Genomic DNA, 16943 nt, shown 5'->3' with positions numbered 1-16943 from the left:
GGGGATTGGGGATTGGGGATTAGGGATTAGGGATTGGGGGACAGGGGAGCAGGGAGCTTTTAGCAGGGAGCAGGGAGCTTTTAGCAGGGAGCAGGGAGACAAAAGAGAATAACCATTGACCATTGAGCATTGAGCATTGAGGATTGAGGATTGAGCATTGACCATTGACCATTGATAATCATTCATAATCCATCAAAACTTGTACCCAATGGGGGGGACGGGGAATGGGGTTTCCCAGGCGATCTAGTAATAGCCAAGCTGCGATGTGGACGAGAAACAGATAAATAAAATTGTTTAAGATAATTAAGGCGATCGCTCCCCAATTGATCAAAGATGTACTGGGAGATGATAATATAGCTAACTTCAGGAAGATCCACTCTACAATCTCTGTGACTTGGTTAATCACATAAATCCAAAGGTCTTGCCCTGACAACACAGACAGCAACCACAACCGGAAAAATACCCCAATAGTACCCAATACAGCACCCAAGCTGATAGAAATAATCCAAGGAACACGACGATACCAAGCAGCCCCTAAAAGTACTCCCATAAAGGCAAAGGGTATAACAAATAACATGCTGCGGATTGGCCCCATTAATACTGACAGCAGTAACCCAGAAGTTACAGCTGCCATCCATGAGGCTCTTTTGCCCCAACGTAGATAGACTAGAGCGATAGGGACTGGAAAAAATATCCGTAATAATGGGCCTAATGGAAAATAAAAATTAATAAACCAAATTAAGCTAGCAGTACTGGCTAGAAACGCCGTTTCCATCATTCGTAAAGGCGCATCTAACTTTAATTGCGGTTGTTTTAAATTATCTTGTTGATCTAGGGGTTTTTTGGTCATTGGTCATTAGAGACGCAATTCATCGCGTCTGTACAACAGTCATTGGTCATTTGTCGTTGGTCACTTGTCATTGGTCACTTGTCATTGGTTATATAGATTGTTGCTAATTACTAATTGTTCATTGGGATTAACCATTAGCCATTAACCACAAACTTTACACGATCATTTTCTCCAGAGCTGATATATCCGGAATACAAATCACTTCCTGATCTCGTTTGATCAAGCCTTTTTTTTCTAATTTCGTCAATACTCTGGTTACAGTTTCTCGTGCTAGTCCGCTTAAACTACTCAATTCGCGGTGAGGTAAATTCGGAATTTCGGTTCCTGTTTGTCCTTTTTTCCCTTGTCCGTCTGCTAAAAATAATAATGTGTCTGCAACACGAGACTGACTGTCAGATTCCCGCAACCGTAGTCGGCGATTTACTTGTCGTAGGCGTCGTGCCATTAATTGGGCTAACCTGACTCCTGCTAAGGGTTCTGTTTGAAGTAACTTCACAAAATCTTGGGCAGGCATACTGCCAATCACAGTACTAGTTAAAGTAATTACATCTGTGGAACGAGGGACTTCATCAAGTGCTGCCATTTCACCAAATAACTCTCCCTTGCCAAGAATATTCAGTGTTACTTCTTTACCTTCGAGATTGTAAGTACGAATTTTTACCCATCCCTCAATGATAAAATAAACAGAACCTCCCCAGTCATTTTCCAGCAAAATCACCTGATTAGCTGGGTGAGTACGGGTCACAAGATGAGTTAAAGCTACTTCGACAACAGTTTTTGGCAAACCTTGAAAAAAGGGAGCCGAATAAATCCAGGGATTGGCGGATGTTTGCACGCTATATCGCTCTTCCATTACGACATCTTATTGATCATTGATCAAGACTGGAATCTACACAATAGACTTCATACAAAACTAAGCTTTGGATGAGGTAGAAAAAAGTTGAGTCAGTTCGTCCTTGGAGATCTCATCCACAAATTGGTTAATAAGTAGTCGCATAAAATTAAATTCATTCGTGGAGGTCAGGGAACTCTTAACGGGGAACGGGGAACAGATTGAAGAATGTGTAATTAATTTTGTCTGGGTACTTATTTTCACAAGTATTTTTGGCTTAAATTTGCTCAAACCAATCTTGACCTCCTGGTAATTGTGCTAAATGATGATCAATAATATCTGGCAATTCTTTAGGTTGGTATTTATAGGTTAAATATAAAAGATTTTGAGCAACATCAATTAATATTTCTCGATTAAGTCTTTGGGAAATTTGACTAGGTTTTAACGTACCTTCAAAAATTTCAGCACTAGCTGGTCGAATTGCTATTGCTAATGCTTCTTCTAAAAAATCTTGCCATTCATCAACTTTAATATAATAAGATTTTTGATTACCTTTAATATTTAATTTAGCAATCTGAATTACTGAGTCAGAAATAGATGCAATCCAGGAGTTGGTTAAACGCTGTTCAATTTGATTTTTAATGAGATGAATAAACAATCTTACTAAAAAAGCTTCTATTTTTCGCAGTGTTGCTTGCTTACTCATCTCCTCTAAGTCATCAATAATTTCTAGCGCCTCATCATAACGACCTTCTAAGATACTTTGTCGTAATTCTATTATTTCTTGTGTCATAGTTATCTCAGAATTCTCTGCTTAGATACTAGCATTCCTGAAAAATCTGGTAACTTATATCTTGCACCTAACCCTAAATTAAAATTTGGGCTGAAAGCTAAAGTCGGTTTTAAACCGACTAGTTAAAGTTTTAAGCCATTTTAATGGGTTTAAGCTTTGAGCTTTAAAATTTATTTTACGGCTGATTCCAACTGGTGCAAGATGTCAGGTGAGATGAATGATTGTCTAGAAACATCTGCCTTTTCAAAGCTGGCCCCGTGGTAACGACAGCTTGTGTGTTTGTTACCAATACAGAAGCGGACGTTAAGAATAAAGTTGTTGTCGTTACCACAGCTTGTCCGTTCGTTCACAACACAAGTTGTTTCGTTCACAATGCTTATGCGTTGGTCATGAAAGCTTATGCGTTCGTTCACAATACAAGTTGTTTCGTTCACAATGGTTATGCTTTGTTAACGAAAACTTGTGCGTTCGTTCACAACACAAGTTGTTTCGTTCACAATGCTTATGCTTTGGTAACGAAAGCTTGTGCGTTCGTTCACAATACAAGTTGTTTCGTTCACAATGGTTATCTATTTGTAACAAAGCTTATGCGTTCGTTCACAACACAAGTTGTTTCGTTCACAATGGTTATCTATTTGTGACAAAGCTTATGTGATCGTTACCACTGCTTAAGTAAAACTTATGAATACAAGTTCTATGCTATTTATCACTACCTACGCAGAAAGCCTAAAAAAAGCGATCGCTATGTCTGAGTATCCTCAATGAGAAACAGCGCTGAAATATAGCTAACGCAAGGTTTACATGGGTTCTGGCAAAGACAAGAGAATCAATTTTCAAGAAAAATTCAAGCGATTTTGGATTGACATTAGAGTAATTTGACATAGCTTGTCAGTTGCCTCATACCATCTCACATCAGAATAATAGTCTGTGACAGCAACCTCACTAAATTTTTAGAAGTGAGGTCAATGGTAAAAGGAGGTATTTGAGCAATGTTATTTTCAGAATGTCACTTTCTTGATGTTCAAGAGCCAAATGGCAAACAGTACACCATCAAGCTAGAGCAGGAAATACTTACCATAGGTAGAACTAACGGTAACGATATTGTACTACCTAATCCCGAAAAGACTATCTCACGTCAACATTGTGTACTCAAGCGTGAAGCAAATGTCTGGTGGGTAGAGGATGAGTCTAGTGCAAATGGAACTTTTGTGCAACGGTGCAATACTGATACCAAGATAGACGTGCGCCAGCATGGTAGATTACAGCTAAACAACGGTGATGTCATACTTATTCTGGGCAAGTTTGTAGACGGAGATGAACCTGTCTTTTGGACGCTGACATTCCGAGACAGTGATCAAACTGGTAGATATTTACAGTTTCAACCACCTGCCCACTTAGAGTACAGTCTCAATGAACAGAAACTTTTTTTAGTGGATGGTGGGAAAACAGAGGAGATTGTTCTCAGTCGAAAAGAGCGCAATCTCATTCATTACATGGCGCAGCGTAATCAGGACAATGATCATCAGCCAGTGGTGTGTGAATATCACGAATTAATACAGGCTATTTGGGGAGAACCTTTTGGTCATACTAGTAATGATGTGACTCGCCTTGTTTGGGCAATTCGACGCAAAGTTGAGCCAGATTCTGGAGAACCCAAGTTTCTGAAAACTGAGCAAGGGCGAGGCTATAGCTTGCAAATCAAGCTGATTGCTTGACTATTTTGAAAGTAGAACCCCAGGAGCGATCGCATACGGTTCGGTTAAGAATTTTTCGTCATAATTTGGGCATGTAGAGACGTTGCACTGCAACGTCTCTACAGGGTTTGTGAATATATTTATCTTGTCCAAACCGTATTGGGGGCGATCGCACTATATAGGTTTTCATTGCAACTCTCATGTATAACGATTCTCAATTGAGGACAAATATAACGGTGTAAGTAATTTTCTTGCCTTACATAAATTTACAAAGAAAGGCAGAGGGTCGTAGACGCAAAGCGGCTTCCGTAGGTGGGCAGAAGGCACTTATGTTGGGGAGTGTTAATTGATACTTTAGTTCTGGGTCTAAAGCCCAGTTCAGAATGATAATTATACCGAAACTGCTTGCAGTGAGGTATAAAACGTCCTTGTTTCAATCCCACTCTTTTAAGGGTGGGTTGCCTTCTGCCTTCTGCCTCCAGCATAGCTGCCTTCTGAAGGTTGACAACTGAATTGAATGTCATCCAGAAGCGTTATATTGAAGAATATTGACAATTATGATGAAAAAACCAGGATTTTGGAATCTGGTTTTGAGAGCGATCGCTATTCTCCCAAGATTATGAGTAACGACTTAGCAAAAGATAATCTATTTCCGCTCACACAAGCAATTAAATACTTAAACTGCTAGCTGGATATCTCTACAAGACTTGAATTCCGCATTATGAATCAAGAGCAAAATCATAATCCAAAAGATGTTGCACCCACCGTTCCAGATGATGACACAATTCGAGCATTCGATAAACACAATCCAAACAATGGGAGTATTATGAGTCACTGGAAGTTTGGTCAATGGTTAGATAAAGGCAGCACAATTGAGTTAGTAACAGATGGGTATACATACATACTAAAACAGACTCTAGGCAATGGTGGTTTTGGAATTACTTATCTAGCCGAAGACAGAGGAGGTAAGGAAGTCGTTATAAAAACCCTCAATGAAAAGATGCAAAGTCATCCAGATTTTCGCAAGTGTAAACACTATTTTTATAATGAAGCTGTAGCGCTAGCTAAATGCGATCATCCTCATATTGTCAAGATTATCAAAATAGATCATCATCAAGAATTACCGTGCATAGTTATGGAATACATTGATGGTGAAAATTTAGATGAATTTGTGCGTAGAAAGGGTATTCTTCGAGAAAAAGAAGCAATTATATACATTCAGCAAATTGGAGGCGCACTGACAATAGTTCATAATCAAAACCTGCTGCATCGTGATGTGAAACCCCACAATATAATCATCCGGGCAGATGGAAGAGGTGCTGTACTAATTGATTTTGGAATTGCTCGTAATTTTATACCCCAAGAACAAAGACCTTTAACATCATTTCGTTCAGTAGGCTATACACCGATTGAGCAATATAAAGACGATGGAAAGCAAGGTTATCATTCTGACGTACACGGACTTGCGGCAACTTTGTACTTTATGTTAACAGGGAAAAATCCTATAGATGCAGAAACAAGAGTTGGGACAAAAAAAGATCAATTGGAGCCTCCAAATAAATGGAATCTAAATATTAGTAATCAAGTAAATCAAGCTATTCTTAAAGGGATGGAAAGATATTATGAGGATCGTTCTCAAACAGTACAAGAATGGTTAGAACTACTTTTATCACCAGATCATAAAAGTAGTAGCAAACACAATGACTCGGAAAATCAAGAAAGAAATGAAGCTAATAAACAACCATATAATTTAGGTAATCATCTAACAATTCAACCTATTGTTCCACCAGATAAGAAAGATCTATATTTAGATCAGACTCCAAATAAAACTCCATCACAAACTCAAGAAAGATTATTAGGAGGAACCTTCATTGGTTTTACATATGGGTTGCTAACATCTCCATTAGCATCTTTCATTTTTGCACAGTGGATTATTACTGGTTTATGGATATTATTTATTGTTGGTTTAATGTTTGCTGAATGTCGTGGTAGTTTTAATTTTTTATCTGGCAAAACTCTTAATTTTCTGAGCATACTAGTCATAACAGCATTTGTAGTAATTCTACTGTTGTTTGGTGGTTTGACAGAAAAATTGATTATCTTAGCGATGACAGTTTTTTCGACTGGTTTGAGTTTTTTATTAATGCTTGTTATTCCGTACTTGAGATTACCTCGCTCTTCACGCTAAACTTGATAAAATAATCTATGAAAAGACTTTTTATAAGAAGAAATTTCCATGAATAGCGTTCCTAGCTTGAAGAAAATAGGGAAATAACATCAGGATATTAATTATTAAATAAATCTAAAGAAAATATGAAGTTTTATTATTTAATAATCACTCAGTAATCAAGAAGTGAAATTGTCATGTAAATAATAAAATAACCATAATTTAAAAATTAATTTTCTATGTCCGAAAATAATAATAAGTCATCATTACTTATCAAACTATTAGCATTTATGGCAGGAGTTATAGTTGTCTTTTCTGGTGCTTATCTCAAATATGTATTACAAGGAACCCCAGGAAATCTTCCTCCTTCTCCTCCTATTCAAACTACCAATACACCTAAACCCATATCTGATGAGGTCAAAAACAGAATTAGTGTTGGAGATAAAATTTTTTCTCAATATAGTAAAATTTCAGATTATATAAAAATTCAAAATCTTGCTTCAGTAAAAATGAAGGAAAAACAATATAATGAAGCTTATGAGAATTTTAAAAAATTAAGAGATGAGTATAAAACAACAGGCTCAAATGAATGTGCAGATCCAGAAACCTTGATTTACAAAAATAATGCTCTGATTGGAAATGATCAAGCATATACAATTGCTGTGGTGGTTCCCATTGAAGATTTTCGAGATAGTGCTTTAGAGCTATTACGCGGTGTTGCTCAAGCTCAAGAACAATTTAATAATGAGCAACAAAATATAAATGGGAAAAAAATTAGAGTAATTATTGCTAATGAAATAGATAATGATAATGATCTTAACTCAACTCAAAAAATAGCTGAAACTTTAGGTAGCACCAAAGATATTTTAGGAGTTGTTGGTCATTTCTCTTCTGGTAATACTGAAGTTGCAGCTCCTATATATCGCGTTCATAAATTGGTATCAATTTCTCCTACTAGTACTAAAGTTAAAATTGCAGAGGGAAATGAATATTTTTTCCGTATTATTCCTGATAATAAAGCTGAGGCAGAAGCTTTAGCAAATTACATGTTTAATAATAATAAAATTGCTTCAAAGAAGGCAGCTATTTTATTTAAAAAAGGAAATCCATTTAGTCTATCTCTTAAATCGGAATTTAGCGATGCTGTGGAGAACAAAGGAGGAACTATCTTCAAATCATATGATATTGGTCAAAATTTTATAGGTTCGGAAGTTTTAAGGGAGGTGAAAAATCCAGGTAATGTTCCTGTATTTATGCTAGCAAACACCAAGACAGACCTACCAGAAATTATTTATAATTTGCAAGCAGAAGAATTCCAAAGTTTTTATTACTTAGGTGGAGATGCTGTCTACGCTCCAAGTTTGTTGCAAAATAAAGTCAAAAGATTACGCAATATAGTAATTGCAATCCCTTGGCACTATACCATCAATTCTGGAGAATCCAAAAAATTTGTTAATGACTCTTATAGACTTTGGTGTCAGCCTAAAGATAGCGAAGATAAAGTGACTTGGCGAACAGCTACTACTTATGATGCTACAAAGCTTTTGATTGAAGCATTAAAAGAAAATCCTAGTCGCGAAGGAGTAAGACAGTACCTTTCCAGGCTCAAAAGCAATATTTTATATGATAAAGGAGTGACTGGACACATAAAGTTTAAAGCAAATGGCGATCGCGCTGGTGAAAGCAAGCTAGTGCAAATGGTATCAGATATAAATTCCCCAGAAAAATATGTGTTCAAGTGTATCCAAGGTTGTGAAGGAAAGTAGCATGAGTACAGGTACAGTGTGGCGCTTCTTCTGCTTTCTGCTAAAAACAAAACGGAGTTAATTTGAAGAATGTCTAACAACCTATACGATCGCGATTTGCAAGATTGGATAGAGCAAACAATTCAACAATTACGAAATCGTGAATTTGAGTCGCTTGACATTGAGCATTTGATTGAGGAGCTAGTGGACTTGGGTAAGGCGGAAAAAAATGCTCTCAAGAGCAATCTGACTTTTTTGTTGGCGCATTTACTCAAGTTAATGGTTCAACACGATGCACCCGATATGATGAAAGGAAGCTGGTATAGTTCGGTACTTGAACATCGTCAACGAGTTCTCAATAATTTATCAGATACTCCTTCTCTCAAAAGTTTTTTGGTAGAAGCAATAGAAAAAGCTTATCCAGATAGTCGAAAGCTAGCAATCAAAGAGGGTAAACTAGCTAAATTTGGGGTTCGTGTACCAGAGGAAAGTGAGTATCCAACAGTTTGTCCTTTTTCGGTTGAGCAGATTCTAGATGAAGATTTCTACGGGCTGTAATTGCTTTACTGGTGATAGATGGATTTTGGGGAAGAAGAGCGATCGCTTACTCTGATGATAGCGACTTCCAGGCGGGAGATTGTTAAAATTCTGATATCTTCATCACTACCTACGCAGAAAGCCTAAAAGAAGCGATCGCTATGTCTCAGTATCCTCAATTAGAAAAAACGCTGAAATATCACTTCGGTTACGATAATTTCCGTCCTGGACAAAAAGAAATTATCGAAAATGCGCTTTCTAATCGGGATTTGCTGATTATTATGCCCACAGGAGGCGGAAAGTCTTTGTGCTTTCAACTACCTGCACTGATTAAAAAAGGTGTGACTGTGGTAGTATCACCTTTAATCGCTTTGATGCAAGATCAAGTAGAAGCACTGCGAAAAAATGGTGTAGCAGCGACATTCCTCAATAGTAGTCTGAACTCTTACCAGACGCGATCGCGTGAACAATACATTCTTCAAGGTAAAGTTAAATTACTCTACGTCGCTCCAGAACGCCTTGTTAGCGATCGATTTCTCCCATTTCTAGATTTAATTCATCATGAAGTCGGTATTTCTGCGTTTGCTATTGATGAAGCACACTGCGTTTCTGAGTGGGGACACGACTTTCGCCCAGAATATCGCCAATTAATTATACTGCGAAAACGTTACGCTGATGTTCCAACTTGGGCATTTACAGCCACCGCCACTGATCGCGTCCGTCATGATATTACCCAACAGCTAGGGTTAAAAGATCCCAGTATTCACATCGCCAGCTTCAACCGCCAAAATCTTTATTACGAAGTTCGTCCCAAAAAAAAGAATGCTTACGCCGAACTCCTAGATTTAATCCGCGATTCTCAAGGTTCAGGAATTATTTACTGTTTAACCCGCAAAAAAGTTGATGAAATCACCTTTAAACTCCAACATGATAAAATTTCTGCCCTACCTTACCACGCCGGTTTGACAGACGAAGAACGAAGTAAAAATCAAACTCGCTTTATTCGTGATGATGTACGAATCATGGTAGCAACTATCGCCTTTGGGATGGGTATCAATAAACCAGATGTGCGGTTTGTGATTCACTTTGACATACCCCGGAATTTAGAAAGTTACTATCAAGAATCAGGTCGGGCGGGTAGAGATGGGGAAGCTTCACGTTGTACACTGTTTCTTAGTTATGGTGATGTCAAAATTATCGAATTTCTGATCAATCAAAAAAGTGAACCACAAGAACAGTTAATAGCCAAACAACAATTGCGACAGATGATAGATTACGCTGAAGGTACAGACTGTCGTCGCACAATCCAACTTAGTTACTTTGGCGAACGTTTTCCGGGAAATTGTGATAATTGTGATAACTGTCGCTATCCCAAACCGATGCAAGATTGGACAGTAGAAGCGATGAAATTTCTCTCTTGTATCGCTCGTTGCAAAGAAAAATTTGGCATGAGTCATATTATAGATGTGCTGCGGGGAGCGAAAACCCAGAAAATTGCCCAATACGAACACGAAAAACTTTCTACCTACGGTATCGGTAAAGATAAAAGTTTGGAAGAATGGCGAATGCTGGGACGTTCTTTGTTACATCAAGGTTTAGTAGAACAAAGTACTGATGGTTACGCCGTTTTAAAACTTAACGCTTTAAGTTGGGAAGTCATGCGACGACAGCGTACAGTTTCGATTGCTGTCACCGTCACCCAAAAGATCACTTGGACTGAAGATAATGCTAAAAGTGTAGAATCAGAAATGTTATTGCAGAGGTTGCGATCGCTACGGAAACAACTAGCAGATGAACAGTCTGTTCCACCTTACGTGATTTTCCCTGATTCGACTCTGAAATTAATGGTTCAAGTCAAACCCCAAACTAAAGATGCATTTAGTCAACTTTCCGGGGTAGGTAGCCATAAATTGAGTCAATATGGTGATAAATTTATTGCCGAAATTCGCGCATATTGCCAAGAAAACAATTTTCAAGAACAAAAACAAAACCTACCATCTGCTTTTAGTTCGCTCTCTGCTACAGAATTACAAACCTTGCTGTTATATCAACAAGGTTTAAGTATCTCAGAAATTGCCGCAAAACGTAACCTGCGCTCAACAACAATTTTTAGTCACCTCTGCGATTTAATCGAAAAAAATCAACCCATAGACTTAAATGATTTGGTACCACCAGAAAAACAGCAAAAAATCTTACAAGTGTTAGAAATTTTAGGAGATATTGCCCTTACCCCCATTAAAGAATATCTTGGCGATAGTTATAGCTTTGAAGAAATTCGTCTAGTCAGAAGTAAGTGGCGAAAAAAGAGCCGTAAGTGAAAGAAGGGATCGGGGAAAGGGGAAAGGGGAAAGGGGAAAGGGGAAAGGGGAAAGGGGAAAGGGGACAAGGGAAGGGGGACAAGGAAGTANCGAACGGGTGGCAAAATACAACCGCTTGCTGCGAATTGAAGATGAATTAGGCGATCGCGCCGTATATGCTGGTGTTGTAGGTATGGGGCCAAAATGGGGAAAGGGGAAAGGGGAAAGGGGAAAGGGGACAAGGGAAGGGGGACAAGGAAGTAATTTTTCTCCCCATACTCCCAGACGCGATGAATCGCGTCTCTACATTACTCCCCACACTCCCAATACGGTTCGGTTAAGAATTTTTCGTCATGATTTGGGCATGTAGAGACGTACCATGGCACGTCTCTACAGGGTTTAGATACCAATCGATTTGTCTTATCCGAACCGTATTGCCCACACTCCCAGACGCGATGAATCGCGTCTCTACATTACTCCCCACACACCCCACACACCCTTTTCCCCGATCCCTTTTCCCCGATCCCCATTACCCCTTACTGACTCCAACAGTATTTTTTGTGACAACTGATTGCTTTCTACGTCCAGAGAAATCATGTAGTAAACCCATGAGCGCAGGTACAACAGTGGGTGTCAAAATAGTGGAAAATGCTAAACCACCAGTCAGGACGATGCCTAATCCCTGGTATAATTCTGAACCTTGTCCTGGTAGGACTGCTAAGGGTAACATTCCTAACACACTAGTTCCCGCAGACATGAAAATTGCCCGTAGGCGATCGCTCGTTGCGTTATAGAGTGATGCATCGTAATCTTCGCCGGCTTCCTGAAGTTGCAAGGCTCTATCGACTAAGAGAATGGCGTTGTTGACAACTACACCTGTGAGGATCACAAATCCCAAGGCTGTAATCATATCCAGCGCCACATTCATTCCGGGAATACGGTTAGCAATGACTAGGCTCAAGAGTGCGCCACTCATCCCCATTGGTACAGTAGCCATAATTACTACTGGGTAAAGGAATGATCGATAAAGCGCTACTAATAACAGGTATGTAATCAAAATCGAAAATGCAAACGCAGCAGCTAGTTGACTCACAGTCGCTGCTAACTGATCTGCGGAACCTGCTAATTCTAACCGATAGCCTGTAGGTAAATTGGCACGCAAAGGAGCGAGAATTTCCTTTTCGGTGCGTTCTACTAAGGTAGCAAGGGGTGCATTCGGTGCGAGGGAGACGGTGAGGCTGATCGATCGCTCTAAATCGACGTGATTAATAACATCCGGCCCAATCGTTTCATTGACTTCAGCAACATCACCTAGTTGTACCTGTCGCCCCTGAGCGAAGAGTGGCAATTGTCGCAGTTGTTCTGGTGTTTCTACGGAAGTATTTTGTAACTCCACTGAAACATCAAGTTCTTCTTTGCCATCAATGTAATCGGAAGCAATGCGTCCACCCAATGCTGCTTCGACTATTGAACCAATATCAGCTTCCGAAATTCCCACCTCAGCAATGCGTTCTCGATTGGGAATCACTTGCAGTTCTCCGGCTCCTGTGACAAAGTTGGAACGTACATTCTGCACTCCCGTAAGTTGCCGTAATTTGGCTGTAATTTGTTTCTCCAAATCACTGATCTGATTAAGATCAGCCCCGACAATATCGACTTCAAACTCCTTACCAGGATCGCGGAAAATAGAAATTCGAGTTGGAACCATAAAGCGGTATCCAGCAAAGTTACTGCTTTGAGCGCGTAACCGATCTACCATCTCAGCTAACCCTGTTGTGGTGGCAAATTCTGGTTTTAAGATTGTAGCTATCCCCCGCAGAGCGCCGGGACGATCAACATACATAATCCGCTCAACTTCTGGTTGCGATCGCAAAAATTTTTGTATAGATTCAGATTGGCGAATCGCTTCGGGAATGCTGGTTCCTGGTAATGGTTCCGCCCGCAACACAACTAAGTTGCGATTACCTTCTGGTAAGTAATCCGCAGGTGGTAATAGCATAACGCTGATCAAAAGTAAAGCCACAGGAATCGACAGTACTAATAATCTTCGACCAATTCGCTTACGTCCTAGTGACCAACTAACTGTAGAAGCGAGAAAGTTTTCCAGTTTGCCTTGAAAATGACGAAATACGGCTGAACATTTAGCAACCGAACGCTCTAACCAATTACCACCCCGATATTCGCCCCCCTCCATCATTTGCATTGCTTCCGATTGTTTGAGGAACAATCCCGAAAGCATTGGGACTAAAGTCAAGGCGGCGAATAAAGAGAATAGAGAAGAAGCAGAAAGAGCGATCGCCATATCAGCATAAAGTTGTCCAGCTTCACCCGTCACCATAATTAACGGTGCAAACACCACAACGTTAGTTAGGGTAGAACCAAGCATGGCGCTCCAAACTTCTTGTGTACCTTCAATCGCCGCTCGCATGGCAGTTTTACCCTGCTGCATATGGGTGAAGACATTCTCAATCACGACGATCGCATTATCTACAACCATACCTACAGAAAACGCCAATCCTGCCAAACTGATAATGTTCAATGTCCGTCCTAATGCAGACATGACGATAAACACAGCAATTGTACCAATAGGAATAGTGATAGCAATTACAGCCACCGTTCGCATCGAACCCAGGAATAGCACTAAGACGATAGTTGCTAGTAATGCACCACTGACCAAGTTCTCCCGAACAAAAGACACCGATTGATTGATATATTGGCTCTCGTCATAGTTGTAGACAAACCGAATTCCCTGATTTTGCTTGTCAAACTCTGTTTGCAGTGCAGCTATTTCCGCGCGAATACCTTTAGCAACCTCTGGAACATTTGCCCCAATTTGCCGAATCACACCGACTGCTACCCCTGGTTTACCGTTAAATACTAACGCACTGTCTTGCGGTTTGCGCCCCATCTGTACCTGAGCGACATCTCGCAAGTAAACTGTACCGGACTGATCACGTCGGAGTACAAAGCCTTCTATTTGTGATAAATCTTGAGAGCGACTGACTGTACGTACTCGATATTCCCGTCGTCCCAAAATTAACGGCCCACCCCGGATATCGCGGTTGTTTTCCCGCAGTACTTCTACCACGTTACCAATGGTGAGGTTGCGATCTGACAATGCTTTCGGATCAACCCTCACTTCTACTTCTCGCTCTTGTCCACCGACTACGAGAAATTGTCCTGTTCCCTCCACCCGTCGCAACCGGGGAATTACGACTTCTTCGGCTAAATCTCGATAGCGGTTAGCATCCGGTTGAAATCCTTCCTTCGTATCAAAAGGAATCCACATCATCGGGGAACTATTACCACCCACCAATTCTACACTTGATTCTTGGGCTTCTGGAGGTAAGCTTTCCACCTGCTGCAAGCGGTTGATCACATCGATCATCCGCTCCTGCACATCGGCATCCTGAGTAAATTCTAGCGTGATGCTACTGCGTCCAGACCGGGAATTACTTGTAATTTCTTGAACACCCAGCACCTCTTCCATTTGCTCTTCAATTGGGCGCGTAATCAGGTCTTCGACCTCCGTCGGCCCTGCACCTGGGTAGGTAGTAGTGATCGTAATTTCCGGGCGATCGCCTCCTGGTTGCAACTCCAAAGGCAGATTCAGCAGCGAAAATACTCCCAATATTGATAGTAAGCAAAACAGGACAAAAGTACCATGTCGCCAACGCACAGAAGTTTCGATGAAGTTCATAGTGGGATTGGGGATGAATCAGTTAACAGTTAACAGTTAACAGTTAACAGTTAACAGTTTAATTTGATAACTGATCACTGATAACTGATAACTGATTAGTTGGATCAACTATTTTCACTGGCGCACCATCTTGCAAGCCGTCACCGCCACGGAGGACGATGCGTTGTCCGGGTTGGAGGGATGAATGGTAAATTGCCATGTCTTTGCCCATGTCAGCAACCATTTCTACCTGAATTTGTTTGGCTTTACCATCGGCGACTGTGAAGACAAGCCATTCGTTTTGTCTTCTGGTTAAGGCGTCTCGTGAGACGACAAAGCTAGGGCGATTTGCAGGCATGTTGAGGTTGCCTGTGATCGCCATTCCTGGTAATAATCCTGATGGGGGTTTGTTAATTTGGACACGTACTCGTTGACGACGGGAGGCACTGTCGGCAGAGGGAACGACGGCGGTAATGGTGGCTCGTTGTTTCCATTGTGGTAGGGCGCGAGCTGTGAGTTCAATTGCCATACCGGGGGTGACTCGACCAGTTAATTCTTCTGGTAACTCTAGGAAAATGTCAAAGCGATCGCCCGCTACCAAGGTGACTATTTCGTTAGAGCTTTGCACCAAGTCACCATTACTTACATGTCGTGTCTCCACTACACCCGATTCCGATGCTACAATTCGCGTGCGTTTTTGTGCTAGTTGTGCTTGTGCGAGGTTAGCTTTGGCTGCTTCGACGTTGGCTCGTTGAGCGGCGATTTCTTCTTGAATTGGCCCTGCTTTGGCTTCTGCTAGTTCTGCTTGGGCTTCTAATACTGTTCCCTGGATGTCGTTTAAACTTGTTTGCGCTTCTACTAGTAATCTTTGTGACAATGCACCTTCTTTGACCAGGTCACTAGTACGCTTCAAATTATCCTGCGCTTCCTGTTCTCGTGCCTTGGCTGATGTGACGGCTGCTTGACGTTGAGCAATAATTTCTGGACGAGTACCGACTTCTAAACGTGCTAAATTGCTACGTTGTTGTGCTAGTTGCGCCCGTGCTTGAGCGATCGCCAATTGCTGATCAGAGTCATCTAAGACGGCTATTACCATTCCTGTCTTGACGCGATCGCCCGGTTGCACTAAGATATTCTCTACAATTCCACCAGTTTGAGCGCGGAGTGTGGATTTTTGAGTAGCTTCCACATATCCCAAAAGCTGTATATTCCTGGTAGCAGTTCCAGTACTCAAAGTGATGGTTTCAATGGGGCGTGGCGGTGGTGCTTGCTGCTGTTGAGCTACAGAAGGTTGCGGTGCGCCACCAGGAGCCAGCATCCGCCAAAGGATAAGACCCCCAGTGGTGAAAAACAAAATTATCAGTGTCCGCAACCAGGGTTTGCCAGAACGGGTAGATGCTGACTCAGAGGTTACAGAACTGTCTGATTGAGTTTGGGGCGTTGAAACTGGAGCTTCAGAAGTATCCATAGCGGTTGATGGCAAGCTATTAAGGATTTAGGACTAATGAGTTAAGAAGCCAGAATACAGTAAGGAACAATATCTGAATATCTTGCAAAGATACATGAGTCCCAGAGATGGGAAAAGGCTAAAGGGAAAAAGATTTTTCAATTCTTTTAACCCTTGCCCTAACTTCTGCAAGAAGTTTCATCAAAATGCTAAAAGTTTTATTATTTACAGTTTGCCGAATAATTGTGACAAAATAATGTCAAAGTTTGTAGTTTGATAGAGAAATATTACAAAAGATTTGTCATTGGTCTAGAGACGCGATGAATCGCGTCTGTACAATGGTCATTGGTAAGGATTTTAGGCTTGTTTACTTTTGGTGACTCGCGTTAGGTTTATGAAGGCTGACTTATTTCTCCAACCTTTGATAGCGAATTAGTTCGCTGACTCGTTCCCGTGACAAACCCAATTCGCGACTGATGTTAGCTTCAAGCTGATTAGGATTGGTAATTGAGAACTCAAACTTCATCGTTTTGAGAGGTGAGTGATTTGTTTTGACATTCACCAGAGAAATTCCTTCGGCTTTAAGAACTTCGACTTCGATCGCCACTACCTTTTTCATTATCTGACGTGTTAATTGCGTATCTGCTTGCAGATATTTTTTATGACTGTAGGTACGATTGAGGATTTGATCTCCCACCAAACCGCTTCCCACCCAAAAAACCAGTCCAATCAACGGTAATGACGACCAAAACACAAACCCTAATGTTTGTAATACTGAAAAAACTTGCAGTTGACGCATGGAAGGGATAGGTACGGGTAAGCTGATACAAATACAGACCCTGTAGAGACGCAATATATCGCGTCTACATAAGCGTGAATTATAAATTCATATCTTGATTCAG

Annotated in this window: 12 protein-coding genes and 1 pseudogene; 7 read left to right on the top strand and 6 right to left on the bottom strand. The window is 40.8% G+C overall.

What is annotated here, in order from left to right:
- Positions 1-178: 178 nt before the first annotated feature.
- The 3 genes from B4U84_RS11560 to B4U84_RS11550 form a co-directional block, all read right to left on the bottom strand.
- Entirely contained in the window at positions 179-850 is a 672-nt protein-coding gene (locus B4U84_RS11560) for a DUF2232 domain-containing protein (protein WP_017313190.1), read from the bottom strand.
- Between the two features lie 154 nt (positions 851-1004).
- Entirely contained in the window at positions 1005-1703 is a 699-nt protein-coding gene (locus B4U84_RS11555; RefSeq protein WP_017313191.1) for a Crp/Fnr family transcriptional regulator, read from the bottom strand.
- A 256-nt stretch (positions 1704-1959) separates the two neighbouring features.
- Complete coding sequence (locus B4U84_RS11550) at positions 1960-2475, bottom strand: DUF29 family protein (RefSeq protein ID WP_017313192.1); 516 nt, start codon at positions 2473-2475, stop codon at positions 1960-1962.
- Between the two features lie 989 nt (positions 2476-3464).
- Between B4U84_RS11550 and B4U84_RS11545 the strand changes: the two genes are divergently transcribed.
- The 7 genes and pseudogenes from B4U84_RS11545 to B4U84_RS11520 form a co-directional block, all read left to right on the top strand.
- The gene (locus tag B4U84_RS11545) at positions 3465-4190 is read left to right on the top strand and encodes an FHA domain-containing protein (RefSeq protein WP_131117936.1); all 726 of its coding nucleotides are present in this window, start codon (positions 3465-3467) and stop codon (positions 4188-4190) included.
- Positions 4191-4686: 496 nt separating this feature from the next.
- Positions 4687-4857 (top strand): hypothetical protein, encoded by a 171-nt coding sequence (locus B4U84_RS30530; protein ID WP_165490270.1) that lies wholly within the window; start codon positions 4687-4689, stop codon positions 4855-4857.
- 33 nt (positions 4858-4890) lie between these two features.
- Entirely contained in the window at positions 4891-6357 is a 1467-nt protein-coding gene (locus tag B4U84_RS11540; protein WP_131117933.1) for a bifunctional serine/threonine protein kinase/MFS transporter, read from the top strand.
- A gap of 218 nt (positions 6358-6575) precedes the next feature.
- The gene (locus B4U84_RS11535) at positions 6576-8102 is read left to right on the top strand and encodes an ABC transporter substrate-binding protein (RefSeq protein WP_131117930.1); all 1527 of its coding nucleotides are present in this window, start codon (positions 6576-6578) and stop codon (positions 8100-8102) included.
- 69 nt (positions 8103-8171) lie between these two features.
- Entirely contained in the window at positions 8172-8639 is a 468-nt protein-coding gene (locus B4U84_RS11530; RefSeq protein ID WP_017313197.1) for a DUF29 domain-containing protein, read from the top strand.
- 140 nt (positions 8640-8779) lie between these two features.
- The gene (gene recQ, locus B4U84_RS11525) at positions 8780-10936 is read left to right on the top strand and encodes a DNA helicase RecQ (protein ID WP_131117927.1); all 2157 of its coding nucleotides are present in this window, start codon (positions 8780-8782) and stop codon (positions 10934-10936) included.
- Positions 10937-11026: 90 nt separating this feature from the next.
- Positions 11027-11120 (top strand): annotated as a pseudogene (locus B4U84_RS11520) (hypothetical protein); the annotation flags it as partial.
- 324 nt (positions 11121-11444) lie between these two features.
- Here B4U84_RS11520 and B4U84_RS11515 read toward each other — a convergent pair.
- The 3 genes from B4U84_RS11515 to B4U84_RS30525 form a co-directional block, all read right to left on the bottom strand.
- On the bottom strand, positions 11445-14615 hold the full coding sequence (locus B4U84_RS11515) for an efflux RND transporter permease subunit (protein ID WP_131117924.1): 3171 nt from the start codon (positions 14613-14615) through the stop codon (positions 11445-11447).
- Positions 14616-14673: 58 nt separating this feature from the next.
- On the bottom strand, positions 14674-16062 hold the full coding sequence (locus B4U84_RS11510; protein ID WP_131117921.1) for an efflux RND transporter periplasmic adaptor subunit: 1389 nt from the start codon (positions 16060-16062) through the stop codon (positions 14674-14676).
- Between the two features lie 385 nt (positions 16063-16447).
- The gene (locus tag B4U84_RS30525) at positions 16448-16840 is read right to left on the bottom strand and encodes a hypothetical protein (RefSeq protein ID WP_044448695.1); all 393 of its coding nucleotides are present in this window, start codon (positions 16838-16840) and stop codon (positions 16448-16450) included.
- Positions 16841-16943 lie beyond the last annotated feature (103 nt).

Origin of the sequence: Westiellopsis prolifica IICB1 (assembly GCF_004323185.1) — a bacterium.
In the GTDB taxonomy this organism is placed as follows: Bacteria; Cyanobacteriota; Cyanobacteriia; order Cyanobacteriales; family Nostocaceae; genus Pelatocladus; species Pelatocladus prolificus_A.
This window is presented reverse-complemented; position numbering and strand designations above follow the sequence as displayed.

What these genes read in the sequence shown, in the direction of transcription:
- B4U84_RS11560 (WP_017313190.1), bottom strand. Translation starts at nt 850, where the DNA reads ATGACCAAAAAACCCCTAGATCAACAAGATAATTTAAAACAACCGCAA.
- B4U84_RS11555 (WP_017313191.1), bottom strand. Translation starts at nt 1,703, where the DNA reads ATGGAAGAGCGATATAGCGTGCAAACATCCGCCAATCCCTGGATTTAT.
- B4U84_RS11550 (WP_017313192.1), bottom strand. Translation starts at nt 2,475, where the DNA reads ATGACACAAGAAATAATAGAATTACGACAAAGTATCTTAGAAGGTCGT.
- B4U84_RS11545 (WP_131117936.1), top strand. Translation starts at nt 3,465, where the DNA reads ATGTTATTTTCAGAATGTCACTTTCTTGATGTTCAAGAGCCAAATGGC.
- B4U84_RS30530 (WP_165490270.1), top strand. Translation starts at nt 4,687, where the DNA reads ATGTCATCCAGAAGCGTTATATTGAAGAATATTGACAATTATGATGAA.
- B4U84_RS11540 (WP_131117933.1), top strand. Translation starts at nt 4,891, where the DNA reads ATGAATCAAGAGCAAAATCATAATCCAAAAGATGTTGCACCCACCGTT.
- B4U84_RS11535 (WP_131117930.1), top strand. Translation starts at nt 6,576, where the DNA reads ATGTCCGAAAATAATAATAAGTCATCATTACTTATCAAACTATTAGCA.
- B4U84_RS11530 (WP_017313197.1), top strand. Translation starts at nt 8,172, where the DNA reads ATGTCTAACAACCTATACGATCGCGATTTGCAAGATTGGATAGAGCAA.
- recQ (WP_131117927.1), top strand. Translation starts at nt 8,780, where the DNA reads ATGTCTCAGTATCCTCAATTAGAAAAAACGCTGAAATATCACTTCGGT.
- B4U84_RS11515 (WP_131117924.1), bottom strand. Translation starts at nt 14,615, where the DNA reads ATGAACTTCATCGAAACTTCTGTGCGTTGGCGACATGGTACTTTTGTC.
- B4U84_RS11510 (WP_131117921.1), bottom strand. Translation starts at nt 16,062, where the DNA reads ATGGATACTTCTGAAGCTCCAGTTTCAACGCCCCAAACTCAATCAGAC.
- B4U84_RS30525 (WP_044448695.1), bottom strand. Translation starts at nt 16,840, where the DNA reads ATGCGTCAACTGCAAGTTTTTTCAGTATTACAAACATTAGGGTTTGTG.